General features: G+C 60.7%; 24 protein-coding genes and 3 pseudogenes. 13 read left to right on the forward strand and 14 right to left on the reverse strand.

Annotated elements, in window-relative coordinates:
* Positions 1-196: 196 nt before the first annotated feature.
* Positions 197-1,843: a class I fumarate hydratase FumA gene (gene fumA / locus ACOI6Z_RS13310; RefSeq protein ID WP_023289495.1), complete on the reverse strand. Its 1,647-nt coding sequence runs from the start codon at positions 1,841-1,843 to the stop codon at positions 197-199.
* A gap of 201 nt (positions 1,844-2,044) precedes the next feature.
* On the opposite strand from fumA, the gene manA reads away from it, so the two are divergent.
* On the forward strand, positions 2,045-3,223 hold the full coding sequence (manA, locus tag ACOI6Z_RS13315) for a mannose-6-phosphate isomerase (protein ID WP_023289494.1): 1,179 nt from the start codon (positions 2,045-2,047) through the stop codon (positions 3,221-3,223).
* An 86-nt stretch (positions 3,224-3,309) separates the two neighbouring features.
* A complete protein-coding gene (locus ACOI6Z_RS13320; RefSeq protein WP_065805667.1) occupies positions 3,310-4,869 on the forward strand; it encodes a YdgA family protein in 1,560 nt (519 codons plus the stop codon).
* Between the two features lie 39 nt (positions 4,870-4,908).
* On the opposite strand, the pseudogene ACOI6Z_RS13325 reads toward ACOI6Z_RS13320, so the two are convergent.
* Positions 4,909-5,175 (reverse strand): annotated as a pseudogene (locus ACOI6Z_RS13325) (substrate-binding domain-containing protein); the annotation flags it as partial.
* On the opposite strand from ACOI6Z_RS13325, the pseudogene ACOI6Z_RS13330 reads away from it, so the two are divergent.
* Positions 5,165-5,317, forward strand: a pseudogene (locus ACOI6Z_RS13330) (transcriptional regulator); the annotation flags it as partial. The pseudogenes ACOI6Z_RS13325 and ACOI6Z_RS13330 overlap by 11 nt on opposite strands.
* A 244-nt stretch (positions 5,318-5,561) precedes the next feature.
* Positions 5,562-5,765, forward strand: coding sequence for a putative selenium delivery protein YdfZ (ydfZ, locus tag ACOI6Z_RS13335; protein WP_065812459.1), 204 nt, complete (start codon positions 5,562-5,564; stop codon positions 5,763-5,765).
* A 70-nt stretch (positions 5,766-5,835) separates the two neighbouring features.
* On the opposite strand, the gene ACOI6Z_RS13340 is transcribed toward ydfZ, so the two are convergent.
* Positions 5,836-6,315 carry a hypothetical protein gene (locus ACOI6Z_RS13340; RefSeq protein ID WP_175361222.1) on the reverse strand — a complete coding sequence of 160 codons (480 nt, stop codon included), beginning with the start codon at positions 6,313-6,315 and terminating at the stop codon, positions 5,836-5,838.
* A gap of 239 nt (positions 6,316-6,554) precedes the next feature.
* Between ACOI6Z_RS13340 and ACOI6Z_RS13345 the strand changes: the two genes are divergently transcribed.
* From ACOI6Z_RS13345 to ACOI6Z_RS13360, 4 genes are all read left to right on the forward strand, one after another.
* Positions 6,555-6,908 (forward strand): DUF1304 domain-containing protein, encoded by a 354-nt coding sequence (locus ACOI6Z_RS13345; RefSeq protein WP_048297423.1) that lies wholly within the window; start codon positions 6,555-6,557, stop codon positions 6,906-6,908.
* A 103-nt stretch (positions 6,909-7,011) separates the two neighbouring features.
* Positions 7,012-8,223, forward strand: a complete 1,212-nt coding sequence (yedE, locus tag ACOI6Z_RS13350) for a selenium metabolism membrane protein YedE/FdhT (protein ID WP_048294706.1) — start codon at positions 7,012-7,014, stop codon at positions 8,221-8,223.
* A complete protein-coding gene (yedF, locus tag ACOI6Z_RS13355) occupies positions 8,220-8,453 on the forward strand; it encodes a sulfurtransferase-like selenium metabolism protein YedF (RefSeq protein ID WP_065813078.1) in 234 nt (77 codons plus the stop codon). The genes yedE and yedF overlap by 4 nt, the downstream gene beginning before the upstream one ends.
* Before the next feature lie 252 nt (positions 8,454-8,705).
* A complete protein-coding gene (locus ACOI6Z_RS13360) occupies positions 8,706-9,098 on the forward strand; it encodes a DUF1398 domain-containing protein (protein WP_048334913.1) in 393 nt (130 codons plus the stop codon).
* 39 nt (positions 9,099-9,137) lie between these two features.
* On the opposite strand, the gene ACOI6Z_RS13365 is transcribed toward ACOI6Z_RS13360, so the two are convergent.
* Positions 9,138-9,296 (reverse strand): YqaE/Pmp3 family membrane protein, encoded by a 159-nt coding sequence (locus ACOI6Z_RS13365; protein WP_002903230.1) that lies wholly within the window; start codon positions 9,294-9,296, stop codon positions 9,138-9,140.
* A gap of 281 nt (positions 9,297-9,577) precedes the next feature.
* Between ACOI6Z_RS13365 and gap the strand changes: the two genes are divergently transcribed.
* Positions 9,578-10,576 carry a type I glyceraldehyde-3-phosphate dehydrogenase gene (gene gap, locus ACOI6Z_RS13370; protein ID WP_016160929.1) on the forward strand — a complete coding sequence of 333 codons (999 nt, stop codon included), beginning with the start codon at positions 9,578-9,580 and terminating at the stop codon, positions 10,574-10,576.
* 48 nt (positions 10,577-10,624) lie between these two features.
* Here the strand turns inward: gap and aldA are convergent, their stop codons facing one another.
* A complete protein-coding gene (gene aldA, locus ACOI6Z_RS13375) occupies positions 10,625-12,064 on the reverse strand; it encodes an aldehyde dehydrogenase (RefSeq protein ID WP_023289487.1) in 1,440 nt (479 codons plus the stop codon).
* Here aldA and ACOI6Z_RS13380 point away from each other — a divergent pair.
* The gene (locus tag ACOI6Z_RS13380; protein ID WP_032452681.1) at positions 12,063-12,200 is read left to right on the forward strand and encodes a hypothetical protein; all 138 of its coding nucleotides are present in this window, start codon (positions 12,063-12,065) and stop codon (positions 12,198-12,200) included. The two genes, aldA and ACOI6Z_RS13380, sit on opposite strands and share 2 nt — an antisense overlap.
* Before the next feature lie 61 nt (positions 12,201-12,261).
* Here the strand turns inward: ACOI6Z_RS13380 and ACOI6Z_RS13385 are convergent, their stop codons facing one another.
* Positions 12,262-13,062 (reverse strand): YdcF family protein, encoded by an 801-nt coding sequence (locus ACOI6Z_RS13385; RefSeq protein ID WP_065813079.1) that lies wholly within the window; start codon positions 13,060-13,062, stop codon positions 12,262-12,264.
* A 382-nt stretch (positions 13,063-13,444) separates the two neighbouring features.
* Here ACOI6Z_RS13385 and ACOI6Z_RS13390 point away from each other — a divergent pair, with 382 nt between their 5' ends.
* The gene (locus ACOI6Z_RS13390; RefSeq protein WP_065813080.1) at positions 13,445-14,770 is read left to right on the forward strand and encodes an MFS transporter; all 1,326 of its coding nucleotides are present in this window, start codon (positions 13,445-13,447) and stop codon (positions 14,768-14,770) included.
* Between the two features lie 342 nt (positions 14,771-15,112).
* Here ACOI6Z_RS13390 and ACOI6Z_RS13395 read toward each other — a convergent pair whose 3' ends face one another.
* From ACOI6Z_RS13395 to ACOI6Z_RS13420, 6 genes are read right to left on the reverse strand one after another with little or no spacing between them, the layout of a single operon-like run.
* On the reverse strand, positions 15,113-16,543 hold the full coding sequence (locus tag ACOI6Z_RS13395) for an amino acid permease (protein ID WP_032452677.1): 1,431 nt from the start codon (positions 16,541-16,543) through the stop codon (positions 15,113-15,115).
* A gap of 9 nt (positions 16,544-16,552) precedes the next feature.
* Positions 16,553-17,548 carry a succinylglutamate desuccinylase gene (gene astE / locus ACOI6Z_RS13400; RefSeq protein ID WP_065813081.1) on the reverse strand — a complete coding sequence of 332 codons (996 nt, stop codon included), beginning with the start codon at positions 17,546-17,548 and terminating at the stop codon, positions 16,553-16,555.
* Between the two features lie 10 nt (positions 17,549-17,558).
* Positions 17,559-18,899, reverse strand: a complete 1,341-nt coding sequence (astB, locus tag ACOI6Z_RS13405) for an N-succinylarginine dihydrolase (protein ID WP_032452675.1) — start codon at positions 18,897-18,899, stop codon at positions 17,559-17,561.
* A 21-nt stretch (positions 18,900-18,920) separates the two neighbouring features.
* The gene (gene astD, locus ACOI6Z_RS13410) at positions 18,921-20,387 is read right to left on the reverse strand and encodes a succinylglutamate-semialdehyde dehydrogenase (protein WP_065813082.1); all 1,467 of its coding nucleotides are present in this window, start codon (positions 20,385-20,387) and stop codon (positions 18,921-18,923) included.
* Positions 20,378-21,400, reverse strand: coding sequence for an arginine N-succinyltransferase (gene astA / locus ACOI6Z_RS13415; RefSeq protein ID WP_023289480.1), 1,023 nt, complete (start codon positions 21,398-21,400; stop codon positions 20,378-20,380). Before astA ends, astD begins: the two co-directional genes overlap by 10 nt.
* A gap of 18 nt (positions 21,401-21,418) precedes the next feature.
* A complete protein-coding gene (locus ACOI6Z_RS13420; protein WP_420687431.1) occupies positions 21,419-22,624 on the reverse strand; it encodes a bifunctional succinylornithine transaminase/acetylornithine transaminase in 1,206 nt (401 codons plus the stop codon).
* Positions 22,625-22,793: 169 nt separating this feature from the next.
* On the opposite strand from ACOI6Z_RS13420, the pseudogene ACOI6Z_RS13425 reads away from it, so the two are divergent.
* Both ACOI6Z_RS13425 and ACOI6Z_RS13430 read left to right on the forward strand, forming a co-directional pair.
* Positions 22,794-22,940, forward strand: a pseudogene (locus ACOI6Z_RS13425) (hypothetical protein).
* Positions 22,941-23,152: 212 nt separating this feature from the next.
* On the forward strand, positions 23,153-24,427 hold the full coding sequence (locus tag ACOI6Z_RS13430; RefSeq protein WP_032452671.1) for a Glu/Leu/Phe/Val family dehydrogenase: 1,275 nt from the start codon (positions 23,153-23,155) through the stop codon (positions 24,425-24,427).
* A 62-nt stretch (positions 24,428-24,489) separates the two neighbouring features.
* On the opposite strand, the gene ACOI6Z_RS13435 is transcribed toward ACOI6Z_RS13430, so the two are convergent.
* Entirely contained in the window at positions 24,490-25,143 is a 654-nt protein-coding gene (locus tag ACOI6Z_RS13435) for an HAD family hydrolase (protein ID WP_065813084.1), read from the reverse strand.
* Positions 25,124-25,909, reverse strand: coding sequence for an AfsA-related hotdog domain-containing protein (locus ACOI6Z_RS13440; RefSeq protein ID WP_101990479.1), 786 nt, complete (start codon positions 25,907-25,909; stop codon positions 25,124-25,126). Before ACOI6Z_RS13440 ends, ACOI6Z_RS13435 begins: the two co-directional genes overlap by 20 nt.
* Between the last annotated feature and the right edge of the window lie 11 nt (positions 25,910-25,920).

Genomic DNA, 25,920 nt, shown 5'->3' on the forward strand with positions numbered 1-25,920 from the left:
CTGACAACGTGCCATCTTCAGCGATTGCCCGGCGGCGCTGCGCTTGCGCGGGCCAACAGGGAATAGCATAACCGGTTGATATTGCTGTTTTTTTTCGTAGGCCGGGTAAGGCGAAAGCCGCCACCCGGCAGAAGGCGCGCACGATAACGAAAACAGGTTTGTCATCGGCCAGAGCCGCCCCGAAGGGCGGCCAGGTTTATTTCACGCAGCGGGCGCACTGCGACGTCTGGATCTGCTGGAAGAAGTCGTTGCCTTTATCATCGACGAGGATAAACGCCGGGAAGTCTTCCACTTCGATTTTCCAGATCGCCTCCATTCCCAGTTCCGGATACGCCACGCACTCCAGGCTGCGGATGCTCTGCTGAGCCAGTACCGCCGCCGGGCCGCCGATGCTGCCGAGGTAGAAACCGCCGTGCTTGTGGCAGGCGTCGGTGACCTGCTGGCTGCGGTTGCCTTTCGCCAGCATGATCTTACTCGCACCGTGAGACTGCAGCAGATCGACGTAAGAATCCATGCGGCCTGCGGTGGTCGGGCCGAGGGAGCCGGAGGCGTAACCGTCCGGCGTCTTGGCCGGGCCGGCGTAGTAGATCGGGTGATCTTTCACGTACTGCGGCAGTTCCTCGCCATTATCGATAAGCTCTTTCAGCTTGGCGTGGGCGATGTCGCGGGCGACGATAATGGTGCCGCTCAGCGACAGACGGGTGGAGACCGGGTACTGCGACAGCAGCGCCAGGATCTCGCTCATCGGCTGGTTAAGGTTCACCTTCACCGCTTCGCCTTCGCCGGCCTGGCGCAGATGCTCAGGGATATATTTCCCCGGATTGCTCTCCAGCTTCTCGATCCAGATGCCGTCGCGGTTGATTTTGGCTTTGATGTTGCGGTCGGCGGAACAGGAAACCCCCATCCCTACCGGACAGGAGGCGCCGTGGCGCGGCAGGCGGATCACCCGGATATCGTGGGCGAAGTATTTGCCGCCGAACTGCGCGCCGAGGCCGAGATTTTGCGCCTCCACCAGCAGCTCCTGCTCCAGCTGAATGTCGCGGAACGCCTGGCCATGCTCATTACCTTCGGTCGGCAGACCGTCGTAGTATTTGGTGGACGCCAGCTTGACGGTCTTCAGCGTCGCTTCCGCTGAGGTACCGCCGATGACAAAGGCGATGTGGTACGGCGGGCAGGCAGCGGTACCAAGGGTACGCATCTTCTCCACCAGATAGTTTTTCAGCTTCGCCGGGGTGATCAGCGCTTTGGTTTCCTGGTAGAGATAGGTTTTGTTCGCCGAGCCGCCGCCTTTGGCGATACAGAGGAATTTGTACTCATCGCCATCGGTAGCATAGAGGTCGATCTGCGCCGGCAGGTTGGTGCCGGTGTTGACCTCTTTATACATATCCAGCGGGGCGTTCTGCGAATAGCGCAGGTTGTCCTGGATGTAGGTGTTGTATACCCCCTGCGCCAGCGCGGCTTCGTCGCCGCCGCCGGTCCAGACGCGCTGGCCTTTTTTACCCATGATGATGGCGGTGCCAGTATCCTGGCAGGTGGGCAGAATGCCTTTGGCGGCGATATCGGAGTTGCGCAGGAACTGCAGGGCGACGTATTTGTCGTTTTCGCTGGCTTCCGGGTCGTTAAGGATATCCGCTACCTGCTGCTGATGGGCCGGGCGAAGCATAAAGGAGGCGTCGTGGAAGGCATGTTGCGCCAGAAGGGTCAGCGCCTGAGGGTCAACTTTTAGCACTTCCTGGCCGGCAAATTCGGCGACGGAGACGTAATCACTGCTGAGGAGATAATACTCGGTGTCATCCTTTTTGAGGGGAAAAGGATCCTGGTAAACAAACGGTTTATTCGACATTGTACTCTCACTTACTGCTTTGGCTGATTATGTTTCAGGCAGGGACTCCATGTGCCTGTAGAAAAGCGAGTCGATCAATTTTACACAAATTTTTAACAAAAACTGAGACAGGGACGACTTTTTCTTTCAGCAGTTGCTTCTCCAGCGTTTGCTGGTTTAATAGGGCGATAAATTTTACTTTGATTGAAACAGGGATTGAGAATGCAAAAGCTGATTAACGCCGTGCAGAACTATGCATGGGGAAGCCACACCGCCTTAACTGAACTGTATGGCATCGCCAACCCGGACAACCTGCCGATGGCAGAGCTGTGGATGGGGGCGCATCCGAAGAGCAGCTCGCAGATCCTGGCGGCAGACGGCCAGCCGCGTTCGCTGCGCGAAGTGATTGATGCGGACAAAGCCGCCCTGCTCGGCGACAAAGTGGCGCAGCGCTTCGGTGAACTGCCGTTCCTGTTTAAAGTGCTGTGCGCCGCGCAGCCTCTCTCCATTCAGGTCCATCCTAACAAGCAGGCCTCCGAAGAGGGTTTCGCCCGCGAGAACGCCGCCGGCATCCCCCTCTCCGCCGCCGAACGTAACTACAAAGATCCGAACCACAAGCCGGAGCTGGTCTTCGCCCTGACCCCGTTCCTGGCGATGAACGCGTTTCGCGAGTTCAGCGAGATTGTCAGCCTGCTGCAGCCGGTGGCTAACGCGCACCCGGCGATCGGCGCCTTCCTGCAGCAGCCGGACGCGGCTCGCCTGAGCCAGCTGTTTGCCAGCCTGCTGAATATGCAGGGCGAGGAAAAAGCGCAGGCGCTGCAGGCGCTGCGCGAGGTGCTGGACCGCGAACAGGGCGAACCGTGGCAGACCATCCGCCTGATCGCCGAATTTTATCCCGACGACAGCGGCCTTTTCTCCCCGCTGCTGCTGAACGTGGTGAAGCTGAATCCGGGCGAAGCGATGTTCCTGTTTGCCGAAACGCCGCACGCGTATCTGCAGGGGGTGGCGCTGGAGGTGATGGCCAACTCGGATAACGTGCTGCGCGCCGGCCTGACGCCGAAGTACATTGATATCCCTGAGCTGGTGGCCAACGTCAAGTTCGAGGCCAAACCGGCGGGTGAGCTGCTGACCCAGCCGCAGCGGCACGGCGCGGAGCTGGACTTCCCGATCCCGGTGGAAGATTTTGCCTTCTCCCTGCACGATCTCTCCGCCGAGGCCAGCGATCTGGCCCAGGCGAGCGCGGCGATCGTTTTCTGCGTCGACGGCGAAGCCCTGCTGCGCAAAGGCGACCAGAGCCTGACTCTCAAGCCGGGCGAATCGGCCTTTGTGGCCGCCAATGAGTCGCCGGTGCAGGTCAGCGGCCATGGCCGCGTGGCGCGCGTGTTCAATAAGCTCCAGTAAACGACAGACCTTTCAGGTCGCGCTTACTGATTATGACAACTCAGCCAGGCGGTCTCTCCGCCTGGCTTCATTTATGGACAAATGCTATGAAAAAATCGCTGGTCGCAGCAGGAATCATCGTGGCGCTGGGCGTGGTATGGACAGGCGGCGCCTGGTACACCGGCAAACAGCTGGAAGGCCGGATTGCCGATATGGTGCAGCAGGCTAACGCGCAGTTACGCAGCAGCGCGCCGGAGTCAGGTCTGGAGCTGAGCTATCAGGACTACCAGCGCGGGCTGTTCAGCAGCCATCTGCAGCTGGTGGTGAAGCCGATCGCCGGTCAGGCTAACGGCTGGCTGGCCGCCGGGCAGAGCGTGGTGCTTGACGAGGTGGTCGATCACGGCCCCTTCCCGCTGGCCTCGTTAAAAACCTTTAATCTGGCCCCGGCGATGGCCTCGGTCCACACCACGCTGGTGAAAAACGACGCCAGCCAGGCGCTGTTCGAAATAGCCAAAGGCAATACCCCCTTTACCGTCGATACGCGCATCGCCTACAGCGGCGACAGCCAGTCGGCGATCGTCCTCAATGCCCTCGACTACGCCAAAGGGGATGAGAAAGTCACCTTCAGCGGCGGCGAGTTCCAGCTCGACGCCGACCGCGACGGCAAAAACATCAGCCTGAAGGGCCAGGCCGGCAGCGGCCAGATCGATGCTCTCAACGAATATAACCAGAAGGTGCAGCTGCGCTTCGTCAACCTGACCACCGACGGCGCCACCGAGCTGGCCAGCTTCAACGAGCGTATCGGCCAGCAAAAAATGACCCTCGATAAACTGGCCATCAGCGTCGAAGGCAAAGAGCTGGCGCTGGTTGACGGCATGGCGCTGGACGGCGGCTCCACGCTGACCAAGGACGGCAAAGGCGTGAACAGCCAGGTGAACTACACCGTCAACAGCCTGAAGCTGCAGGGGCAGGATATGGGTAGCGGCAAACTGACGCTGAAAGTGGATAACGTCGACGGTCAGGCGTGGCACCAGTTCAGCCAGCAGTACAGCGCGCAGTCTCAGGCGCTGCTGGCGAAACCAGAGCTGGCGCAGAACCCGGAGCTGTACCAGCAGGCGCTTACCGAAACCCTGTTCAATGCGCTGCCGATCCTGCTTAAGGGCAATCCGTCGGTGACTATCTCACCGCTGAGCTGGCGCAATGCCAAAGGCGAAAGCAGCCTCAACCTCTCGGTGCTGCTGAAAGATCCGGCCCAGGTGACCGCCCCGCCGCAGACCCTGGCGGACAGCCTGGATCGCGTGGTGCAGTCCCTTGACGGCAAAGTGGTGATCCCGGTGGATATGGCGACGGAGTTTATGACTAAGATCGCCGGTCTGGAAGGCTACCAGCCAGCGGACGCCGCCAAACTCGCCGATCAGCAGGTCAAAGGCCTGGCGGCGATGGGCCAGATGTTCCGCATCACCACCATGGAAGATAACGCCATCAGCAGCAGCCTGCAGTACGCGAACGGCCAGGTGACGCTGAACGGCCAGAAAATGCCGCTGGAGGATTTTGCCGCGATGTTTGGTCTCGAAGCGCCTTCGTTACCGGACAGCGCGCCGCAGGAGGGCCAGCCGCAGCAGGATGACGCCGCGCCTCAGCAGGACGACGCCGCCCCGCAGCCGTAATTTATCGGCTCAGGAGACGGCCAGCGCGCGCCGTCTCCGTCATTTTCTCGTCACCAGCCGCGGGGGCATGATCTGATTTCGCGTCTCGCCCGCGCCCTCCTCCAGCCGCCGCAGCATCGACTCCGCCAGCGTTTTCCCCATCTCGCGCGCCGGGGTGGTGACCCAGGTGAGCGGCAGGTCGTCAAGCGCGGCCTCAGGCACATCGGCGAACGCCGCCAGCGCCACCCGCTGCTCGAAGTAGCTGTCGACGCCATCTTCCCCACTCTGCCTTCCGGCGCGCAGCAGACCGAACCACGCGCTGATCGCCGGGCAGAAGGTGGCGATTATGCCGGGGTATACCTATGGTCCCGAAGGCAATGGCTTTCTGCGCCTCAATGTCGGCTGTCCACGCGAGAAGCTGGAGCGCGGTGTCGTAGGGCTAATAGCCGCCCTGCGCAGCATTATCTGATGCGCCGGCAAAGTGAATTATCTGGTTGTCAAACCCTATCCTGCCTGCCAGATGGCTGGCAGGATGATCGAGGCTTTCCCCCTGGCGCAGGCAAACCCTGTAGCGGCCATGAATGACTCTCGCGCCCGGCTGATGTCGGCATTATTAAAATAATTTTGATATCCCTCAAAACTTTTTTAGGCAGGAAGCGGTATTAATTTGGCCGCTTAATCATTGCTTACACTGGTTTATTGAGGAGGAGAGCATGAAAACCTATGACCGTAATCGTAACGCTATTGCCACCGGCAGTATGGTCATGATCGCCGGTAACGGTACGACGGGCGTGATTAAAGCGATCCATGGCGAGGGGAAAACCGCCGAGCAGCTGCGTCGGACGGACTGCGTGGAAATCGACGGCTGCGAGGGCCGCTTCTGTCCGTTAGATCTGATCCGTCTCGGTTTCCATTAATTCCTGCCGCCAGGGCAACATGAGCAGGCCACCCAGGGTGGCCTCTCCTTTACCGGCCTGATACAGGCGCTTAGCGAAAGCTCCACTGAATACTCATCACAAAGATCGCCGGGAGAATAATCCCGCCCTCGACGCCTAAATAATCGGTAAAGTTATACTGCAGACCATGATAGATATAGGGCGAAAAACCGACGCCGGTGATTTTTTTGGCGGTGCGGTAGGTGCCTGAGTCGCCGCAGTGGCTGAAAGCGTCAAAGAAAAATTCTCCGGTATAGGCATACACCCCTTTCAGCAGCCAGCCGGTGTCGTTTTTCAGCCAGTCGCGGCGCACGCCGAGGGTCAGACAGCGATCGTCGAAGCTGTTTTTCATGGTGCCGACCAGCGCGCTGTATTTTGAATCCGCTGAAAACTTGCGCTCCACCGAGAAAAAGTTGTTGTTGAAATGCTCGTTATATTGTCCGTGGTTGCCGGTCATGTGATAAACATAGGAACCGGTATTCATCGAATAGAGATTTAATTCCCCGGCCTGCGCCGACGGCATGGCAACCAACAGCATCCCGGATAACACAACCCATAATTTATTCAACATTCAGTAACCTACGCCACACCCGTAAAAAAAGAACCCGGCATACTATCACCGCTAAGCTAAACCAAAGGGCAATCAGATAAACCGGCGCTCGTCGCGGCAGGCAAACATGACGCTATATGCACTATAGCAGTCGCCCTCTCGCCTGGTGAGCGCCAGCGGCTATACTGCAGACACATTCATCTCATCGATTAAGGACTGCTGTGTTAGCCACTCTCCTCGTTGCGCTGGTCGCTATTATTCATCTCGCCATCCTGGTGCTGGAGATGTTTTTCTGGGAAGCGCCCGCCGGGCGCCGGGCCTTTAACCTCAGCGCCGATTTCGCCCGGGAAACCCGGGTGCTGGCGGCCAACCAGGGGTTGTATAACGGTTTCCTGGCCGCCGGCCTGGCGTGGGGGCTGTGGCTGGGGGAGTCCGGCGAGCCGGTGGTGATCTTTTTCCTCGCCTGCGTGCTGGCCGCCGGGATATTCGGCGCGCTGACCGCCAGCCGCAAAATTCTCTATATTCAGGCGCTGCCCGCGCTGCTGGCGCTGCTGGCGGTGCTGACGCAGGGGTAGGGTCTTGATCTAAAACAGAGAAAGCAGGCGCTAAGGCGGATACTATGTGCCCCCTTCGGTCGGTCATCGACCTTTAATACCTTCTGAGTTCAGAGGCATTTTTATGACATGGCAATCCTTCAAACAGGCCTGGCTTATCCGGTTCTGGTCCCCCGTCCCGGCGGTCATCGCCGCGGGCATTCTCTCAACCTACTATTTTGGCATCACCGGCACCTTCTGGGCGGTGACCGGCGAATTTACCCGCTGGGGTGGCCAGCTGCTGCAGCTGCTGGGGGTCCACAGCGAACAGTGGGGCTATTATCAGCTGATCCATCTCGACGGGACGCCGCTGACCCGCATCGACGGCAGGATGATCATCGGCATGTTCGGCGGCTGCCTGGCGGCGGCGCTGTGGGCCAATAACGTCAAATTGCGCTTGCCACGCAGCCGGATCCGCATTGTGCAGGCCGTAGCCGGGGGTATCATCGCCGGGTTCGGCGCGCGGCTGGCGATGGGCTGCAATCTGGCGGCCTTTTTCACCGGCATTCCGCAGTTCTCCCTGCACGCCTGGCTGTTTGCCATCGCCACCGCCATCGGCTCCTGGTTTGGCGCTCGCTTCACCCTGCTGCCTCTTTTTCGCATACCGGTAAAAATGCAAAAGGTATCCGCTGCTTCGCCGTTAACCCAAAAACCGCAGCAGGCGCGCCGCCGTTTCCGCCTGGGCATGGTGATCTTTTTCGCCATGATCGGCTGGGGCCTGCTCACCGCCGCAGACCACCCTGCGCTCGGCCTGGCGATGCTGTTCGGCATCGGCTTCGGTCTGCTTATCGAGCGCGCGCAGATCTGCTTCACCTCCGCCTTTCGCGATATGTGGATCACCGGCCGGACGGTGATGGCGAAGGCGATAATCTTCGGCATGGCGGCGAGCGCCATCGGCATCTTCAGCTATGTGCAACTGGGGATGGCGCCGAAAATCATGTGGGCCGGTCCCAACGCGGCGATTGGCGGGTTGCTGTTTGGCTTTGGCATCGTGCTGGCCGGCGGCTGTGAAACCGGCTGGATGTACCGGGCGGTGGAAGGCCAGGTTCACTACTGGTGGGTGGGGCTGGGCAACGTTATCGGCTCCACGCTGCTCGCCTGGTGCTGGGACGATATCGCTGCCCCGCTCGCCACCCACTGGCAAAAGGTCAACCTGCTGAACGCTTTTGGTCCCTTCGGCGGACTGCTGGCGACCTATCTGCTGCTGCTGATCGCCCTGCTGCTGGTGATCGCCTGGGAGAGACATTTCTTCCGCCGCCAGTCGGCAGCGGTCCGGACCGTGAAGGAGAGCGCATGAAAAACATCACCCCTGATTATCGTCTGGACATGGTCGGTGAGCCCTGCCCCTATCCGGCGGTCGCCACCCTGGAGGCGATGCCCTCCCTGCAAAAAGGCGAGATCCTCGAAGTGATTAGCGACTGTCCGCAGTCGATCAATAACATTCCGCTTGATGCCAGGAACCATGGCTATACGGTGCTGGATATTCAGCAGGATGGCCCGACCATTCGCTATCTGATCCAGAAGTAACCCCGTTTCCCCGCCGGCGACCTTCATCGCCGGCATGGGTTTCCCCGTCTCCCGTCACGCCATTTCCTCATCACCAGAGAGGTCGCGCAGGCAAACGATTGCAATACATTGTAACACTTGAAACGATGTTCCAGTTATCCAATAACCCTTAATATAACGCGCCTATATTATTAAAATACGAATAAGTGACTTCGTGAATGGTTACTGCCGCTACCGGCCAAAGCCGCACACCGCAACACAATAAGGATAGAAATGGAACTGCTGGCCAGGCTGGGTCATTTTTTTGAGCAAGTGCGTTCAGATGCCGATTTTGCCACCTTCGCCAGTGAACTGCGTCGGCATCAGGTCTCGAGTTATATCTACTTTGTCTCTACCGGCAATATGAATTTCGTGATGGCCAACGACGAGGTGATCACGATAAAAAGCGCCCGCGGCCTGCTGCGCGTGCGCAGCGCCCCCAGCCATCGGCTGACCTCGGCCGCGGTCATCCGCCATTTTGCCGGCGCCATCAACTTTGAACAGTACTGCAGGGATCTCGCCAGCGCCGGGGTGTTTAAGTGGAGCGTCGACCTGGAGGAGGAGACTCGCCACTACTGGTCGAAGGAAAACAGGCTGCTGTATAAAGAGAGCCTGATTCCCCCCTGAGCGGGTCCCAGGGGGAAGCCTGGCCTGAGGGGCCAGCCCTTAATCGCGGGTCTGCACCCAGAAGGCGTGGATCAGGCCTGGAATATAGCCCAGCAGGGTCAGAATAATGTTGAGAATAAACGCCCAGCCGAAACCTTTCCCCAGCAGTACTCCCAGCGGCGGCAGAATGATAGTAAAAACGATTCTCCAGAATCCCATAAGCTCTCCCTTCATCTAACGGCAACATTTTACTAAGTTATTCAATAGTTAAGCATAGACGCTTTTCACCGCTTCGCCAGCAGGCGGCCCCTCATCTCCGGTAACAAAAATTATTCCCTGCCGTCACGGATAAAAAAGTCCGCCAAAACATCCACTTTTCTGGCTCATGCTGCGGGCCCGGCAGCGAACCGCACAGATTGTCAGTTGACCTGGCTGCGAGTCAGGACTAAGCCTGGAGGAGTTTTATCACATCGAGTCGTTTTACCAACCGGAGAATATCCATGAGTAAACTTGGGATTAATGGTTTTGGTCGTATCGGACGTCTGGTGTTACGCCGTTTATTAGAAGTCGACAGCAGCCTCGAGGTGGTGGCTATCAACGACCTCACCTCGCCAAAAGTACTGGCCTACCTGCTAAAGCATGATTCAAACTACGGCCCCTTCCCGTGGAGCGTCGACTTCACGGAAGATGCGCTGATCGTCAACGGTAAGACCATCACCGTGTATGCCGAAAAAGAGGCGCAGCATATTCCGTGGCAGGCGGCGGGCGCGGAAGTGATTGTGGAGTGTACCGGGTTCTACACCTCGGCAGAGAAATCGCAGGCCCATCTCCAGGCCGGCGCGCGCAAGGTGCTGATTTCCGCCCCCGCCGGCGAGATGAAAACTATCGTCTATAACGTCAACGATGACACCCTGACGCCGGATGACACCATCATCTCCGTCGCCTCCTGCACCACCAACTGCCTGGCGCCGATGGCCAAAGTCCTGCAGGATGCCTTCGGCATCACCGTAGGCACCATGACCACTATCCACGCCTATACCGGCACCCAGTCGCTGGTGGACGGGCCGCGCGGTAAAGATCTGCGCGCCTCCAGGGCGGCGGCGGAAAACGTCATCCCGCACACTACCGGCGCGGCCAAGGCTATCGGCCTGGTGATCCCCGCCCTGAGCGGGAAGCTGAAAGGCCATGCCCAGCGCGTACCGACCAAAACCGGCTCAGTGACGGAGCTGGTGTCGGTGCTGGAGAAAAAAGTGACCGCGGATGAGGTCAATCAGGCGATGAAGCAGGCGGCAGAGGGCAATGAATCCTTTGGCTACACCGAAGAAGAGATTGTCTCTTCCGATATCATCGGCAGCCATTTCGGTTCAATCTACGATGCCACCCAGCTGGAGATTGTGGAGGCCGGCGGCGTACAGCTGGTGAAAACCGTCGCCTGGTACGATAACGAATACGGCTTTGTCACCCAGCTGATCCGCGTGCTGGAGAAATTTGCCCGCTAAGTGAACGGCGGACAGCCTGCGCTGCCCGCCGATTCTGCATTGAGCGCCTCAGGCCTGCAGATAGACCACCTGAGTCTGCAGGTACTCATTCAGGCCATGGCGGCCATCTGCGCCGCCGATCCCCGATTTACGCCAGCCGGCGTGGAATCCCTGCATCGCCTCAAAGTTCTCGCGGTTGATATAGGTTTCGCCGAATTTCAGCCCCTTAATCGCCTTCATCGCCACATTAAGATCGCGGGTATAGATCGAGGAGGTCAGGCCATAATCGCTGTCATTGGCCATCGCCAGCGCTTCATCGAGCGTCGAAAACGCCACCACCGGCAGCACCGGCCCGAAGGTTTCCTCATGGATAATATCCATCTCCTGACGCACATCCAGCAGCAGGGTCGGCGGATAAAAATAGCCTTTCCCCTCCTGCGGCTGACCGCCCAGCGCGACCCGCGCCCCCTGCGCCACCGCCTTTGCCACTTTGCGCGCCACCTGATCCCGCGCGGCGGCGTTAATCAGCGGCCCCATGGCGATGTCATCCCGCGCCGCCGGGTCGCCAAACTGCACAGCCTTCATCGCCTCGCCGAGGCGGTTGACGAAGCGATCGTAAATCCCCTGCTGAACATAGACCCGCTCGACGCAGTTGCACACCTGCCCGGTGTTGATCACCCGCGAGTCCACCACCGCCTTCACCGCCAGCTCCAGATCCGCATCGTCCATGACGATGGCCGGCGCTTTGCCGCCGAGCTCGAGGCACACTTTGGTGATATTTTTTGCCGCGGCGGCCATGATTTTCTCCCCCGCCGCTACGCTGCCGGTCATGCTGACCATCGCCACCTTCGGATTGCCGGCCAGCTCCTGGCCGACGGTTTCCCCACGGCCGAGCACCAGGTTAAAGACCCCTTTCGGCAGCCCAACCTGGTGGACGATCTCGGCGAAAGCGATGGCGTTGTTGGGCGTGAATTCGCTGGGCTTAATGACGATAGTGTTGCCGGTGATCAGCGCCGGCGCCAGCTTGCGGGCGATAAGAAAGAACGGGAAGTTCCACGGCAGGATCCCGGTGGTCACCCCCAGCGCGCGTTTGAAGACGAGGATATTCTCCCCGGGACGGTCGCTCTGCACGATCTCCCCTTCATACCGCCGCGCCCATTCGGCCATGTAGTCGAGATAGTCGGCGGTAAACGCAACCTCCACCGCCGCCAGCTGCTGGATCTTGCCCCCTTCAGCGACGATCAGCCCGGCGATGTCGTCGGCACGCTGACGAATGCCAGCGGCAATTTTGCGCAGCCAGCCCGCGCGCTCAATGGCCGGCAGCGCCTCCCAAGCCGGCTGGGCGCGCTCTGCGGCGTCAATCGCCAGTCGCGCCTCTTCCGCGGTCCCGTCCGGGATCCGCGACAGCAGCGCTTCAGTCGCCGGGTTAAGCACGTCGATCCAGCCGTCGCCGCGACCGGTAACGAACTGGCCATCAATATACATTGGGTGTTGAACGGGTGCTGTCATGGCTGCTCCTGTGGTGCATTTGTATTTAACAAGTGATTTTTTTGTTAAATATCGGGCGGATAAGCCGTGGATTTGCAGCACGTTGGCGCATTTCTGTGAGCTGATTCATAAAACCGGGCCTAAAATGGCCGGTTGAGGTTACATTTCAATAACACAAATTGCCCGTTTGCGATAAATCTGCCGCAAACGGGCATTTTTCAGCCGAGGAGGCGGGCCTGCAGCGCCCCGGCAAGCCGGTCATCCTCCCGCAGCTGTCGCCAGGCGTCGAGGATCGCCGGCGGGAAGGTCACGTGGCTGATAAAGTCTTTCCCCCGCGGACCGTACCCTTCAGGGGAATCCTGCAGGCGCGGCAGCTCGCCCAGCAGCAGCGCGAGGTAGCGGGTCACCGGCCACAGCCCCGCCCCGCCGCCCGCGAACCCCAGCTGGCCGTCGGTCTGCTCCAGCACCGGCGAGCAGCCGGGAAAGCTCAGCCACTGCGGCGGCGTCGTCGCCCCCTGCCAGACGCGGGCGAAGGTGGCCATCGTCCGCCGCTGCATGGTGGGGTCCTGAATGACGATCCCGCGACGATGGGGGATCCCCCGGCTCTCCAGCATTGTGCGGGTAAAGCGCGCGTTTTCCCCGCAGTTGGTCGACCGATCCTCCACCACCAGCCGCGGGCGAGGAATGTGCCAGAAGTCATGCGCAATATCCGCCAGAATATGCGCTTCCGGGCGGCCCTCCACCGCGAGCGAACGGTAGCGGGGATCCTCGCGCACCGCCTCATACAGAAAACCGGTGGAGTGTCCTATGCCGCCGCTGATCAGCAGCGGAACCTCCTGCTCCTTCGCCAGCCGGCAGGCGGCGTCGATGGTGGGGATCACGGCATTGCCAGCCAGCACCACCACATCCACTGACGGCGGCGCGGTCAGCGTCGCCAGATCGTTCTGCGCCAGCCAGCCGCCAGTCAGGTTAGCCGCCGCCAGCGTCGTGGCCGACAGCGGGGGAAATTGTTCTGCCATTCTGATCTCCTTAATCACCTCTCAGCCGCGCAGAGAGGATAGTCCGGCCATCATAAACGCCGCCTGCCGGGGCGCAAAGCGACGTTGATTTGTAACCATTTTGAAATAACAAGAAACATCTAAAAACACGCAGGTTGCACCTGAATAACTGACCATGAAAATAACAAAAAACAGCAAAAACAGGTGGAAAATAAAAATTTACCTTGCGGTTATACCAGACAAAAGCGCGTTTTCTCGCCCGCGTTGCCGAGGGATAACTTGCCAATTGTAACCATCAACTCTAAGTTGCTTAACAATTACACAACCTTTTTTCACATCAGGTTGCACCCTGCACGCACAGAGTGACACCTGACCTTTTACCGTGGCGGGAGAACGTTTCGTAATGAGCAATCCAGAAAGCAACACTGCATCCATTCTGCAGAAAAACAAGAAGGTCCTGATCGCGAGCCTGACCGGCAGCGCCATCGAATGGTTTGATTATTTTCTCTATGGCACCGCCGCCGCGCTGGTGTTTAACAAAATCTTCTTTCCAATGGTCGACCCGGTCATCGGCTTGATCCTCTCCTGGCTCTCCTTTTCGCTCACCTTTTTTATCCGCCCCATCGGCGGGGTCATTTTCGCCCACATCGGCGATCGCATCGGTCGCAAGAAGACGCTGGTGCTGACCCTGTCGCTGATGGGCAGCGCCACGGTGGCCATTGGCCTGCTGCCCACCTACGAAATGGTAGGCCTGTGGGCGCCCGCCCTGCTGATTACCCTGCGCATTATTCAGGGCATGGGTATCGGCGGCGAATGGGGAGGCGCGCTGCTGCTGGCCTACGAATACGCCCCGGAAAAGCGGAAAGGCTTTTTCGGCAGTATTCCTCAGGCCGGCGTGACCATCGGCATGCTGATGGCGACCTTTATCGTCTCGCTGATGACCCTGTTCGATGAGGCGCAGTTTCTTGCCTGGGGCTGGCGCATTCCGTTCCTGCTCAGCTCCGTCCTCGTTTTCCTCGGCCTGTGGATCCGCAAAGATATCGACGAAACGCCCGCCTTTAAGCAGGTGAAACAGTCTGGCCAGGTGGCGAAGGCTCCGCTGCGCGTGACGCTCAAACATCACTGGCGGGAGGTGCTGATCGCCGCGGGTCTGAAAGTGGTGGAGACCGCCCCCTTCTATATCTTCTCTACCTTTGTGGTCAGCTACGCCACTACCACCCTGAGCTATCAGAAGTCGCAGGCGCTGGAATCCGTCACCCTCGGCGCGCTGGTGGCCACCGTGATGATCCCGCTGATGGGGCTGCTGTCCGACAAGGTGGGCCGGCAAAAGATGTACACCCTGAGCGTGGTGCTGCTGGGGCTGTTTATCGTTCCGTGGTTCCTGCTGCTCGACACCGGCACCAGCTGGGGCATTATGCTGGCGACGATCGTTGCCTTCGGCATCCTGTGGGCGCCGGTGACCGCGGTGCTGGGTACCCTGTGCTCAGAGATTTTCAGCGCCAATGTGCGCTACACCGGGATCACCCTGGGTTACCAGCTGGGCGCCGCGCTGGCCGGGGGCACCGCGCCGCTTATCGCCACCGGTCTGCTGGCGAAATACGATGGTGACTGGCGACCGGTGGCCATCTACCTGGGCGTTACGGTGGCGATTTCGCTGCTGGCGATATTCTGCGCCAGCCGGATGAAATCCGTCCCAGGCGCGGCGCGCGCTCGGGCGGAAAGCGCCTAACCGCAGCCGGTCCGGGTCGACCATCCTGCCCGGCGGCGCTGCGCTTGCGCGGGCCTACAGGGAGATCGCGCCACGTGGGAAACCGCTCATCCCAGGCTCAGTAAGACAGTAGGCCCGGTAAGGCGCCAACCGCCACCGGGCAGTAAAGCCGCTGCGGAGCCGAGTATCCCGCCCGGCGGCGCTGCGCTTGCGCGGGCCTACAGGGAGATCGCGCCACGCGGGAAACCGCTCATCCCAGGCTCAGTAAGACAGTAGGCCCGGTAAGGCGCCAGCCGCCACCGGGCAGACAAACGAGAACAACGGCTAAGACGAGTTGTAGCCGGCCGCCAGGGCCGGCGGGTGTCAGGCGCTCTGATTGTCCAGCTGAAGCTGCCCCTCGCGCCGCTGCTTCAGCTTCCAGAAGGCCCACAGCGCGATAAACCACAGCGGAGAAGCCAGCAGCGCCAGCAGCGTGTCCGGGTCAAAGATCATGATGAAGATGGCGAACGCGAAGAACAGCAGGCTCACCCAGCTCATCGCCACGCCAAAGGGCATCTTAAAGATCGAACCGGCGTGCAGGTCCGGACGCTGACGGCGATAAACCAGATACGCCACGAGGATCATCCCCCAGCTGAACACCACCATAATCGCTGCCAGGGTCGAGACGATGGTAAACAGGGTCATCACATTCGGCACCAGGAACAGCAGCAGCGTACCGATCAGCATACAGAAGCAGGAAAACAGCAGGCTGCGCACCGGGATACGGGTGCTGCGCGACAGAATACGGAACTGCCAGTGCGCATGCTTCTCCACCGACAGGCCGTACAGCATGCGGGTGCTGGAGAAGACCCCGCTGTTGGCCGAGGACATCGCCGAGGTCAGCGCCACGAAGTTAATCACCGCCGCCGCCGCGGGCAGCCCGGCTTTGGCAAACAGGGTCACGAAGGGGCTGGTCTCCGCCGACACTCCCGGCCAGGAGGCGACAGCGATGATCACCACCATCGACAGCAGATAGAAGATGATAATCCGCAGCGGCAGGGCATTGATCGCCTTGGGCAAAATGCGCTGTGGATCGCGGGTCTCCGCCGTCATCGTCCCCAGCAGTTCGATGCCGGTAAAGGAGAAGATCGCTATCTGGAAGCCGGCGAAAAAGCCGGTGATACCGTGAGGCATAAAGGCCGTCGGGTCGGTGAGATGGCTCAGAGAAGCCGTCACGCCGTCAGGAGAGGTCCAGCCGGTGGCAATCATCCAGCCGCCGGTGGCGATCAGGGCGATAATGGTGATCACCTTGATCAGGGCGAACCAGAACTCCGCCTCGCCAAACATTTTCACCGACAGCAGGTTGAGCAGAAACAGGATAGCCAGCATGCTGAGGGCCGGCATCCACGCTGACAGCTCGGGGAACCAGTACTGCATATAGCTCCCGCACACCACCACGTCGGCGATACAGGTCACCACCCAGCTCAGCCAGTAGGTCCAGCCGAGATAAAAGCTGGCCTGCGGTCCGAGATACTCGCCGACAAAGTCGGCAAAAGAGCGGTAGTCATGGCGGGTGAGCAACAGCTCCCCCATCGCCCGCATCACCATATAGGTAAAGAACCCGACCAGCACATAGATAACCAGAATCGAGGTGCCGGCGACGGCGATGTTGCGCCCCGCCCCCATAAACAGCCCGGTGCCGATGGCGCCGCCGAGGGCGATCATCTGGATATGGCGGGCGCCAAGCCCGCGCTTAAGCTGTGACGCGCCTTCACCTCCGGCAGCAGATGGCGCCTGATGTTGATGTTCAGTCATGGTGTTTCCTCAGGCTGGTTGCGGGAGGCGAAGCGCCGCGGCGCGGAGCAGCAGCCCGGCGCGCTGGCCGGTGGCGACCCCGGCATTGGGAAAGAGGATATAGGGGGCCCGGGCCTGCACCACCCACCGTTTATCCGCCTGGCGGGCGATCTCATACCCTGCCGGGAGCGCGGTGAAGTTCTCGACGTTGGCCGCCAGATTGAGCGTAAATTCCCCTTCGCGCTTGATGATGCTCTCCTCGACCAGGAAGTAATCCACCGGCGCTTTGTCGCGCGGGGGCAGCGGCGCGTCAGAAATCCAGGCCCGGATCGCCGCGTCGGCGGCGGCGAACAGGCTGAGATCGTTGGCGCCGAACGGCATCACTTTTCCCAGCTCAAGGGTGGCGCTTTGCGCGGCGAACTTTTCGCAGGTGAAATGAGTGAAGGTGCCGCCCGCTTCGGTATGGCGCACGATGGCGTCCATCCCGCTGGCCTGCAGCAGCTGGTAGAAGCCGGGCGAAAAATCCTCCGCGTGGGCCGGGAGCAGCGCAAACTGGCGATACAGCGACCCGCGAATGGCGGTATGCATATCGAGATGACTGCGGCTGACCGGCCCCGCCGCATCGGCGGCGCGATAGAAGGCCTGTACCGCCTGCTCGAGGGCAAAAGCCCGCCGCGACTCATTGCCCGGGGAGACCGCCAGATGGCGGCCCCCGAACAGGCGATTGAGGTCGTTGTGCAGATAGCGACGCGCGGCGCGGATCGCCGGCAGGTTACCAAAGACGATCAGCAGCGCCTGGGTGAGCGGCTGCCGCCCCTGGCTCAGATCGTGGGTCAGCTGCAGCAGCAGCTCGGTCGGCGCGGTCTCATTGCCATGAACGCCAGCGGAGAGGATCGTCGCCTGACGCCACGGCGTGGACGGCAGCAGCTGCAGGATGCCCTCGCCCAGCCAGCGGGCCTCGATGTCCGCCGGAAAGGTCCACTCCTGCAGGCGGCAGTGCAGTAAATCGTTAACCAGATGCTCCATCTGCCGCTCCTTAACGCTGAAAATCATAGACAGGGCCCAGACGCAGGATCTGCGTCAGCTCATCCAGCGCCTGATAAACCTCGCGCAGCAGCTGCGGGTCCGCCAGATCGCGGGCGTGCAGCCGGTCACGGTAGTGTTTTTCCACCCACGCCGTCAGCTGCTGGTAACGCTCGTCGTTCATCAGGCTGTGGGCGTTGACCGCGTCGCGCTCCGCCTCGTTGAGCACCACCCGCAGCCGCAGGCAGGCCGGGCCGCCGCCGTTGCGCATGCTTTCCCGCAGGTCAAAAACCGCCACTTCATCGATCGGCGAGGCGCTGTCGGCCGCCAGGTCGCCCAGATAGCGCCAGACGTTTTCCCGCTGCCGGCACTCCTCTGGCACCACGATCAGCATCTTGCCGTCGGGTTTGCTCAGCAGTTGGCTGTTGAACAGATAGGAGGCCACGGCGTCATCGAGCGACACCCGCTCGTCCGGCACTTCCACGCTGGTAAACGGGATATCGAGACGGTCGCTTTTTGCCCGCAGCGTCGCCAATACTGTCGACTGATCGACAAACGCCTGCTGATGGTGGAACAGCACATGGCGATTGCTGACCGCGATAACGTCGTTATGAAACACGCCGCGATCGATAGCCTGCGGCGCCTGCTGGGCAAACACCGTATAGCGCGGATCCAGCTGGTGCAGACGGGCCACCGCTTCGCTGGCCTCCAGGGTCTGCCGCGCCGGATACTTCACCGGGGCGATGCCGCCGCTGGCGCGTCGACCGTAGACAAACAGCTGCACGCCCTGACGATCGTACTCCCGGCAGAAGCGGTTATGGTTGGCCGCCCCTTCGTCGCCGAGGTCGCCATGCTGCGGCAGCGCCGCGTGGTGGGCGAAGAAGCGCGGATCGGCGAAGGTGGCGCGCAGGATCGCCGAGGTGGTGGGCGCCTCCTGCATGCGGTGCAGCTTATTGTTCAGGTTGGCGACAGTGAAATGGACTTTGCCATCGGCGCTGTCCGCCGACGGCGAAACGGTCGCCGCGTTGGCGGTCCACATCGACGAGGCGGAGCTGAAGGCGGACAGCAGCTGCGGCGCCGCCTGGGCCGCCTGGCGGATGACCTGCTCATCGCTGCCCTCGAATCCCAGGTCGCGCAGCAGGCGCAGGTTCGGCCGCGGCTGCGGCGGCAGGATCCCCTGCACGAATCCGCGATCGGCCAGGGCTTTCATTTTATACAGCCCCTGCAGCGCGGCCTTTTTCGGGTTAGAGAGACCATCGCGGTTATTTTGCGAGGCTTCATTGCCGACGGAGAGTCCGGCGTAGTGGTGCGTCGGGCCGACCAGGCCATCAAAGTTAGCTTCAAAACCAGACATATGTCCTCACAGGATCCGTTATCAGAATGGCAGGCCCGGCGATACGTTCGCCGGAAGCGTCAGCGTGTCGCTGACCAGAGAGGCCATCGGCCAGGCACAGTAATCGGCGGCGTACCACGCTGCCGCCCGGTGGTTGCCGGAGGCGCCCACCCCGCCAAACGGCGCTTTACTGGAAGCGCCGGTCAGCGGCTTGTTCCAGTTGACGATCCCGGCTCGCGCCTCGTCCGCCAGCTGGTCAAACTGCGCCGCATCGCGGGAGATCAGCCCCACGGCCAGGCCATAGCGGGTCTGGTTGGCGAGGCGAATCGCCTCCGGGAAGTCGTCGTAACGGATAACCGTCAGCAGCGGACCGAAGTACTCTTCATCCGGCACCTCGATACCGGTGACATCGACGATCCCCGGGGTCAGCACCGTGGAGTGCGGGTCAGGCTGGCGCATACGCAGCAGCACCTTGCCGCCGAGCGCCTCCAGTTTCTGCTGCGCCGCCAGCATGTTCTGCGCCGCCTCAAGGGAAATCACCCCGCCCATAAACGGCGCCGGCTGGTCATCCCATTTCCCGGCGCGGATCTGCGCGCTGGCCTCCACCAGTCGCCGCAGCAGCGCATCCCCCTGCTCGCCGCGCTGAACGATCAGCCGGCGCGCGCAGGTGCAGCGCTGTCCGGCGGAGATAAACGCCGACTGGATAATCACATGCAGCGCCGCATCGACATCGGCCACGTCGGCCACAATCAGCGCGTTGTTGCCGCCCATCTCGAGGGCCAGCATCTTCTCCGGCTGACCGCCGAAGTAGCGATGGAAGTGGAAACCCGCCGCCGCGCTGCCGGTGAACAGTACGCCGTCGATATCGCGGTTTTCCAGCAGCGCCTGGCCGGTGGCTTTCCCGCCCTGCAGCAGGTTAATCACCCCGTCGGGGACGCCCGCCTGCTGCCACAGCTGGACCGTCAGTTCCGCAGTGGCCGGCGTCAGCTCGCTGGGTTTAAACACCACGGTGTTACCGGCGATCAGCGCCGGAATGATATGCCCGTTGGGCAGATGGCCCGGGAAGTTGTAGGGACCGAAGACCGCCATCACGCCGTGCGGCTTGTGGCGCAGCTGCGCTTTACCGTCCGGCAGGGTCGACTCGTGAAATCCTGTCCGCTGGTGATAGGCCTCGACGGAGATGGCGGCTTTGCCGATCATCGCCTGCACTTCGGTGCGGGTCTCCCACAGCGGCTTGCTGGTCTCCCGGGAAATCAGGGTCGCCAGCGCCTCTTTGTGCATCTCCAGCAGCGCGGCGAAACGCTGGACGACGTCAATACGCTCGGCCAGCGGGCGGTGCGACCAGGGATAAAACGCCGCCCGCGCCGCGGCGCAGGCCGCCTGGACGTCGTCGGCCCCCGCGCTGGCCGCCTGCCACAGCAGAGATTGATCCTCCGGGGCCAGTTTACTCATCGTAGCGCCGCTGCCCGGCTGCCACTGCCCGGCTATGAACTGTGCTTTTACCGCCATGATCTGTTTTCCTCTGGGTTCAGGGTTACCGTGTAAACGCGGTCGGTTTCAGTGACCTGCAGCGCATCCAGCGCGGCGGCGTCCAGTGAGACCTGCTCTTCGTGGGCCACCAGCAGCGCCCGGAAATTGTCGAACTGACCGTTGGCGACCAGCGTCGGCGCCGACAGCGTGCCCGTCAGCTGCTGAGCCGGCAGGCACTGGCAGTCGCGCACGGCGCGGATCTGATCGGTCTCCGCCTCCAGCACCGGACCGGCATCGAAAATATCCACCGAGCCGCGCCAGCTGAACCCCTCTTTCTCGAGGATCGCCCGCGCCGGGGCGGTGTTGGGATGCACCTGACCGATGACCTGACGGGCATTCTCCGGCAGCAGCGAGATATAGATCGGGTACGCCGGCATCAGCTCGGCAATAAAGGTTTTCATGCCGGTGCCGGTCAGCCGGTCGGCATCGGCGAACGGGATCTCGAAGAAGTGATGGCCCAGCGCATCCCAGAACGGCGACTGCCCTTGCTCATCGCTGCAGCCGCGCAGTTCGGCAAACAGGTGCGGGGAAAACCACTCGCGGAAGGCGGCGATAAACAAAAACCGCGCCTTGGAGAGCAGCAGACCGTTGCGGTTGCGCTGATACCCGGGGTCGAGAAACAGCGTACACAGCTCGCTGTGACCGGTGTGGTCATAGCTCAGATTGAGCAGCTCCTGAGGCTTATAGACTCCCAGCGCTTTCGAGGCGCGGACCGTTTTCTGAATGCGAAAATTGTAAAAGGGCTCGTCCAGGCCCACCGCCACCTCAATGGCGCTGACCCCCACCACCCGCTCCAGCGCGGTGTCTTCCAGCACAAACAGAAAGCCTTGCTGGCCGCGCGGTAGCGCGCCGGCGAAGGTGTCAATGCTGCGGCGTATCCGGGCGGCCAGGCGCCCGGCATCATGGGGTAAAGAGGTCATGCCGACCCCCGCCCGCGCGGCAAGGCGGACGATGTCGTCAAGATCGTTTTCCCTTACGGGACGAAATAGCATCACAGGCCGTCCTCCCGGTTAGCGGGTTAAGCGGGCAACGGCGCGCTCAAGGCGCACGAAGGCTTGCGCAATATCCGCCAGCGGGATATTGAGCGCCGGCGCGAAGCGCAGCACGTCCGGACCGGCAATCAGGGCGATCACCCCCTCTTCCGCCGCCAGGTTGGTCAGGGTTTTGGCCTTCCCGCGCAGCGGTCCGGCCAGCTCGGCGCCGATCAGCAGACCGGCGCCGCGCACGGCGCTGAACGCATCGTAGCGGGCAGAGAGGGCATTCAGCTGGTCGACGATCAGCGCATGGCGCTCGCCGACCCCCGCCAGCAGCGGCGCATCCAGATGGGCCAGCACGGCGTTGGCGACGGTCGCCGCCAGCGGGTTACCGCCGAAGGTGGTGCCATGGGTGCCTGGCTGGAAGACCTGCGCCCAGGCCTCTTTCGCCAGCATCGCGCCGATCGGGAAGCCGCCCCCCAGCCCTTTGGCGCTGCTGAGGATGTCCGGGACGACGTTGTAATGCTGGTAGGCGTAGAGATGGCCGGTACGCCCGGCGCCGGTCTGCACCTCATCGAATATCAGGGTGGCGTGATGGCGATCGCAGAGGGCGCGCAGCGCCTGGAGGAACGCCGGGTCCGCCGGGATCACCCCGCCTTCGCCGATAATCGGCTCGACGATCACCGCGCAGGTACGTGAGGAGATCGCCGCGGTGACCGCCTCGATATCGTTATAGGGCAGATGGGTAATGCCCTGCGGCAGCGGCGCATAATCGCTGGAATATTTCGGCTGGCCGCCGACGGAGACGGTGAACAGCGTGCGGCCATGGAAGGCGTGGTTGAAGGCGATGATTTCGCTTTTTTCACCGCCGAACTTATCGTGGGCATATTTCCGCGCCAGCTTAAGGGCCGCCTCGTTCGCTTCAGCGCCGGAGTTGCAGAAGAACACCTTGTCGGCAAAGGTGGACTGCACCAGGGTTTTCGCCAGCTGCAGCACCGGTTCGTTGGTATAGCCATTGCCGATATGCCACAGTTTCGCCAGCTGACCCTGCAGGGCCTCAGCCAGCGCCGGGTGGGCATGGCCGAGGGCGTTCACTGCGATGCCGCCGGCCATATCGATATACTCTTTCCCCTGCTGGTCCCAGACGCGGGAGCCCGCCGCCCTCACCGGAATAAACGGCGCGGGGGCAAAACAGGGAACCAGGTAAGCGTCAAAATCTTCGCGAGTCATACTGCCTGACATCATTCATCTCCGGAACGTAAGACGACGGAAAATGCTCCCGCCGCGTTGGACAATCGACATTAACCCTGACCCTCGGCTTATTTTGGGCACGAACGCGCCCGCTGCGATGGTAAAAATATTCACCACAGAAAAGTTAAGCCCTATTATTTTTACGGGTATTTGTTAATTCATGGTTAACGCCATGTTGTTGTGTGGGCTAATGCTGGCCTGTGAACAATAAGATTGTCAATATGGGGAAACGCAATTTATTCACTTTTTGAAGATCATCAAGATAATGAAAAACATAGAAAAAATATTTTCTTATGCACTTAAGTGAATAAAAAGTGAATTAAAATGCACAGCTTGCGGGTGGTTCTCGTGCGTAGTTATTCACTTAAAAAATAAAATTTCTAACAAAAATTTAAAAATCGGAATTGCCGTCAAATACCGCTTTATAAAATTGGTGATACCATTCATTGCACAGAGTTTACTGCTGTAGCTATTCCACGGTTTTACACGACATAAATAACACTGAGAAACAGGACTCTTATGGAAAAGTTATCTTACGCATCTGAAAGTAGTACATCTCCATGGACCACCTACCTGCGCCAGATCGACCGTGTCGCGCCTTATCTCGGCGATCTTGCCTACTGGGTGGAAACCCTGCGCCATCCGAAGCGTGCGCTGATCGTCGACATCCCTGTGCAGATGGACGACGGCACCATTCGCCACTTCGAGGGCTATCGCGTTCAGCACAATCTTTCGCGTGGACCGGGTAAAGGTGGTGTTCGCTACCATCCGGATGTTGATCTTAACGAAGTCATGGCACTTTCTGCCTGGATGACCATTAAGTGCGCCGCGGTCAATATTCCTTACGGCGGGGCCAAAGGCGGCATCCGCGTCGACCCCTTCTCGCTGTCGGAAGGTGAACTGGAACGCCTGACTCGCCGCTATACCAGCGAAATCGGCATTATCATCGGGCCGCAGAAAGATATTCCGGCGCCGGACGTTGGCACCAACGGCAAAGTGATGGCGTGGATGATGGACACCTACTCCATGAACCATGGCACCACCATCACCGGCGTGGTCACCGGCAAGCCGATCCACCTCGGCGGCTCCCTCGGTCGTGAAAAAGCCACCGGACGCGGCGTGTTCGTCACCGGCCGGGAAGTGGCCCGTCGCGCCGGCATCGAAATTGAAGGCGCTAAAGTGGCGCTGCAGGGCTTTGGTAACGTCGGTAGCGAAGCGGCGCGCCTGTTCGCCGGCGTCGGCGCCCGCGTAGTGGTCATTCAGGATCACACCGCCACCCTGTACAACGAAGGCGGGATTGATATGACCGCCCTCACCGCCTGGCAGGCGGAGAAAAAGCAGATCGCCGGTTTCCCGGGCGCCCAGGAGATCGATAAAGAGGCATTCTGGACCACCCCGATGGACATCCTGATCCCGGCGGCGCTGGAAGGGCAAATCACCCGCGAGCGCGCTGAGAAACTGAGCTGCAAACTGGTGCTGGAAGGGGCTAACGGCCCAACCTATCCGGAAGCGGACGATGTGCTGGCCGAGCGCGGGGTGATCGTGGTGCCGGACGTTATCTGCAACGCCGGCGGGGTGACCGTCAGCTACTTTGAGTGGGTGCAGGACATGGCCAGCTTCTTCTGGAGCGAAGAGGAGATCAACGCCAAGATGGACCGCATCATGACCGACGCCATTATTCACGTCTGCGATAAAGCGGCCGAGAAAGAATGTACCCTGCGTACCGCCGCCTATATCGTGGCCTGCGAGCGCATCCTGATGGCGCGTAAAGACCGCGGCATCTACCCGGGCTGATCCCCGTCAGGGAGTGAATCAGGGGTGGCATTGCGCCGCCCCTTTTTTTTGCCGTCGCGCCGTCAGCCGCCGGTGGACCACAGCACTGGCCATCCCCGACGCTGCGCCTCCGCCAGCAGCCCCGGAGAGGGATTCACCGCGCAGGGGTGGCCGACCGCGGCGAGCAGCGGCAGATCCGAGATATGATCGCCGAAGGCGTAGCACGCCGCCAGCGGCTGACCCTTTTCCTGCGCATAGCATTGGGCATGCGCCGCCTTGTGTTCGCCGATGGCGGTCCGCCAGAGCTCGCCGGTATAGCGGTCATCCACCACGACCGGCTCTGAGCACAGGGCATGTTCCACCCCCAGCGCCGCCATCGCCGGCCAGAGAATGTCGGTCATCGACCCGGAGACAAACACCACGTCATCCCCCCGCGCCTGGTGCTGCCTGAGGCGCGCCGCCACCTCGCGGTGAAAACCATATCCGCCATCGCGATACAGGCGCTCGGCGACCGCCCGCACCCGGGGGCGCGACTCGTGGCGAAACAGCGAGTAATAGTAGCGGTTGATCGCCTCCCGCGGCTGACCCGCTTCGCTGAGCGCCTGCAGCTGCCGGACAATCGCCGCGGCCGTCAAACCGCACTGCAGCGGATATTCCGCGGCATAGCGGTGCAGAAACAGGAACATACTTTTGCCGGTAATCAGCGTTTCATCCACATCAAAAAAGGCGATGCTCATCCCCGTCCCCCTGCTCAATACTGACCAGATAATGTTGATGGCACTGCGCCGCCTGCTCGCACTCTTTGCGAGTGATGTAGTTAAGGTCATAGACGCTGAAGCTAAAGCCAACTTCCGCTTTGCGGGTGCCGGTCTGGTCAAACCCCACCGAACATTCACAGGTGAAGCGGCCATAGGCTGAACTTTTGCGCGACACCACGTTGAGGACGATGGTCACCGGCAGCGGAAAAACAAAGCAGGAAAAGGCCACCTGCAGCGAGCTCAGGGTAAAGTACTTCTCCGCCATCGCCACGCCGGCCTCCGCCAGCAGGAATTTTTCCGTGGTGGCGATGATGGTCTGCCGCGCCGCCTCGATCAGCACCATCCCCTGAATATGTTGCCCGGTCTGGTGGTCGCAGAGCAGCTCCGAGGCATCCTGCAGGATCAGGCGCGCGCAATAGCTATCCTCATCGCGTTTTTCCGGCGAGGTGATGAGGATATTCGCTTTTTTACGTTTATGTACCAGCCGCTGATGATCGCGATTGTTTTGATAATAGAGATCCTGCAGATTGACGATCTGGCGCATTGTGTCCGGATAGTGCTGACGAATAATGCAGATGGTGCGGGAGATGTCGTCGAGCTGTACCCCCTGACCGATAACGATTTTATCGACCCCGGCCAGCTCGCCGCTCCAGACAAACCGCTCAAACTCATTCACCGTCAGCACATTCTCATGCCGCCGGGCAAAATCGGTAAATTTCTCACCCACCACAATTAATTTTTCCATGGCGCTTGTCT

The organism is Klebsiella sp. C239 (assembly GCF_048822715.1).
GTDB lineage: Bacteria > Pseudomonadota > Gammaproteobacteria > Enterobacterales > Enterobacteriaceae > Klebsiella > Klebsiella quasipneumoniae.

Excerpts from the sequence above, each read along its gene's own strand:
- fumA (WP_023289495.1), bottom strand. The coding sequence starts at position 1,843 with ATGTCGAATAAACCGTTTGTTTACCAGGATCCTTTTCCCCTCAAAAAG.
- manA (WP_023289494.1), top strand. The coding sequence starts at position 2,045 with ATGCAAAAGCTGATTAACGCCGTGCAGAACTATGCATGGGGAAGCCAC.
- ACOI6Z_RS13320 (WP_065805667.1), top strand. The coding sequence starts at position 3,310 with ATGAAAAAATCGCTGGTCGCAGCAGGAATCATCGTGGCGCTGGGCGTG.
- ydfZ (WP_065812459.1), top strand. The coding sequence starts at position 5,562 with ATGAAAACCTATGACCGTAATCGTAACGCTATTGCCACCGGCAGTATG.
- yedE (WP_048294706.1), top strand. The coding sequence starts at position 7,012 with ATGACATGGCAATCCTTCAAACAGGCCTGGCTTATCCGGTTCTGGTCC.
- yedF (WP_065813078.1), top strand. The coding sequence starts at position 8,220 with ATGAAAAACATCACCCCTGATTATCGTCTGGACATGGTCGGTGAGCCC.
- ACOI6Z_RS13360 (WP_048334913.1), top strand. The coding sequence starts at position 8,706 with ATGGAACTGCTGGCCAGGCTGGGTCATTTTTTTGAGCAAGTGCGTTCA.
- ACOI6Z_RS13365 (WP_002903230.1), bottom strand. The coding sequence starts at position 9,296 with ATGGGATTCTGGAGAATCGTTTTTACTATCATTCTGCCGCCGCTGGGA.
- gap (WP_016160929.1), top strand. The coding sequence starts at position 9,578 with ATGAGTAAACTTGGGATTAATGGTTTTGGTCGTATCGGACGTCTGGTG.
- ACOI6Z_RS13380 (WP_032452681.1), top strand. The coding sequence starts at position 12,063 with ATGGCTGCTCCTGTGGTGCATTTGTATTTAACAAGTGATTTTTTTGTT.
- aldA (WP_023289487.1), bottom strand. The coding sequence starts at position 12,064 with ATGACAGCACCCGTTCAACACCCAATGTATATTGATGGCCAGTTCGTT.
- ACOI6Z_RS13385 (WP_065813079.1), bottom strand. The coding sequence starts at position 13,062 with ATGGCAGAACAATTTCCCCCGCTGTCGGCCACGACGCTGGCGGCGGCT.
- ACOI6Z_RS13390 (WP_065813080.1), top strand. The coding sequence starts at position 13,445 with ATGAGCAATCCAGAAAGCAACACTGCATCCATTCTGCAGAAAAACAAG.
- ACOI6Z_RS13395 (WP_032452677.1), bottom strand. The coding sequence starts at position 16,543 with ATGACTGAACATCAACATCAGGCGCCATCTGCTGCCGGAGGTGAAGGC.
- astE (WP_065813081.1), bottom strand. The coding sequence starts at position 17,548 with ATGGAGCATCTGGTTAACGATTTACTGCACTGCCGCCTGCAGGAGTGG.
- astB (WP_032452675.1), bottom strand. The coding sequence starts at position 18,899 with ATGTCTGGTTTTGAAGCTAACTTTGATGGCCTGGTCGGCCCGACGCAC.
- astD (WP_065813082.1), bottom strand. The coding sequence starts at position 20,387 with ATGGCGGTAAAAGCACAGTTCATAGCCGGGCAGTGGCAGCCGGGCAGC.
- astA (WP_023289480.1), bottom strand. The coding sequence starts at position 21,400 with ATGCTATTTCGTCCCGTAAGGGAAAACGATCTTGACGACATCGTCCGC.
- ACOI6Z_RS13420 (WP_420687431.1), bottom strand. The coding sequence starts at position 22,624 with ATGTCAGGCAGTATGACTCGCGAAGATTTTGACGCTTACCTGGTTCCC.
- ACOI6Z_RS13430 (WP_032452671.1), top strand. The coding sequence starts at position 23,153 with ATGGAAAAGTTATCTTACGCATCTGAAAGTAGTACATCTCCATGGACC.
- ACOI6Z_RS13435 (WP_065813084.1), bottom strand. The coding sequence starts at position 25,143 with ATGAGCATCGCCTTTTTTGATGTGGATGAAACGCTGATTACCGGCAAA.
- ACOI6Z_RS13440 (WP_101990479.1), bottom strand. The coding sequence starts at position 25,909 with ATGGAAAAATTAATTGTGGTGGGTGAGAAATTTACCGATTTTGCCCGG.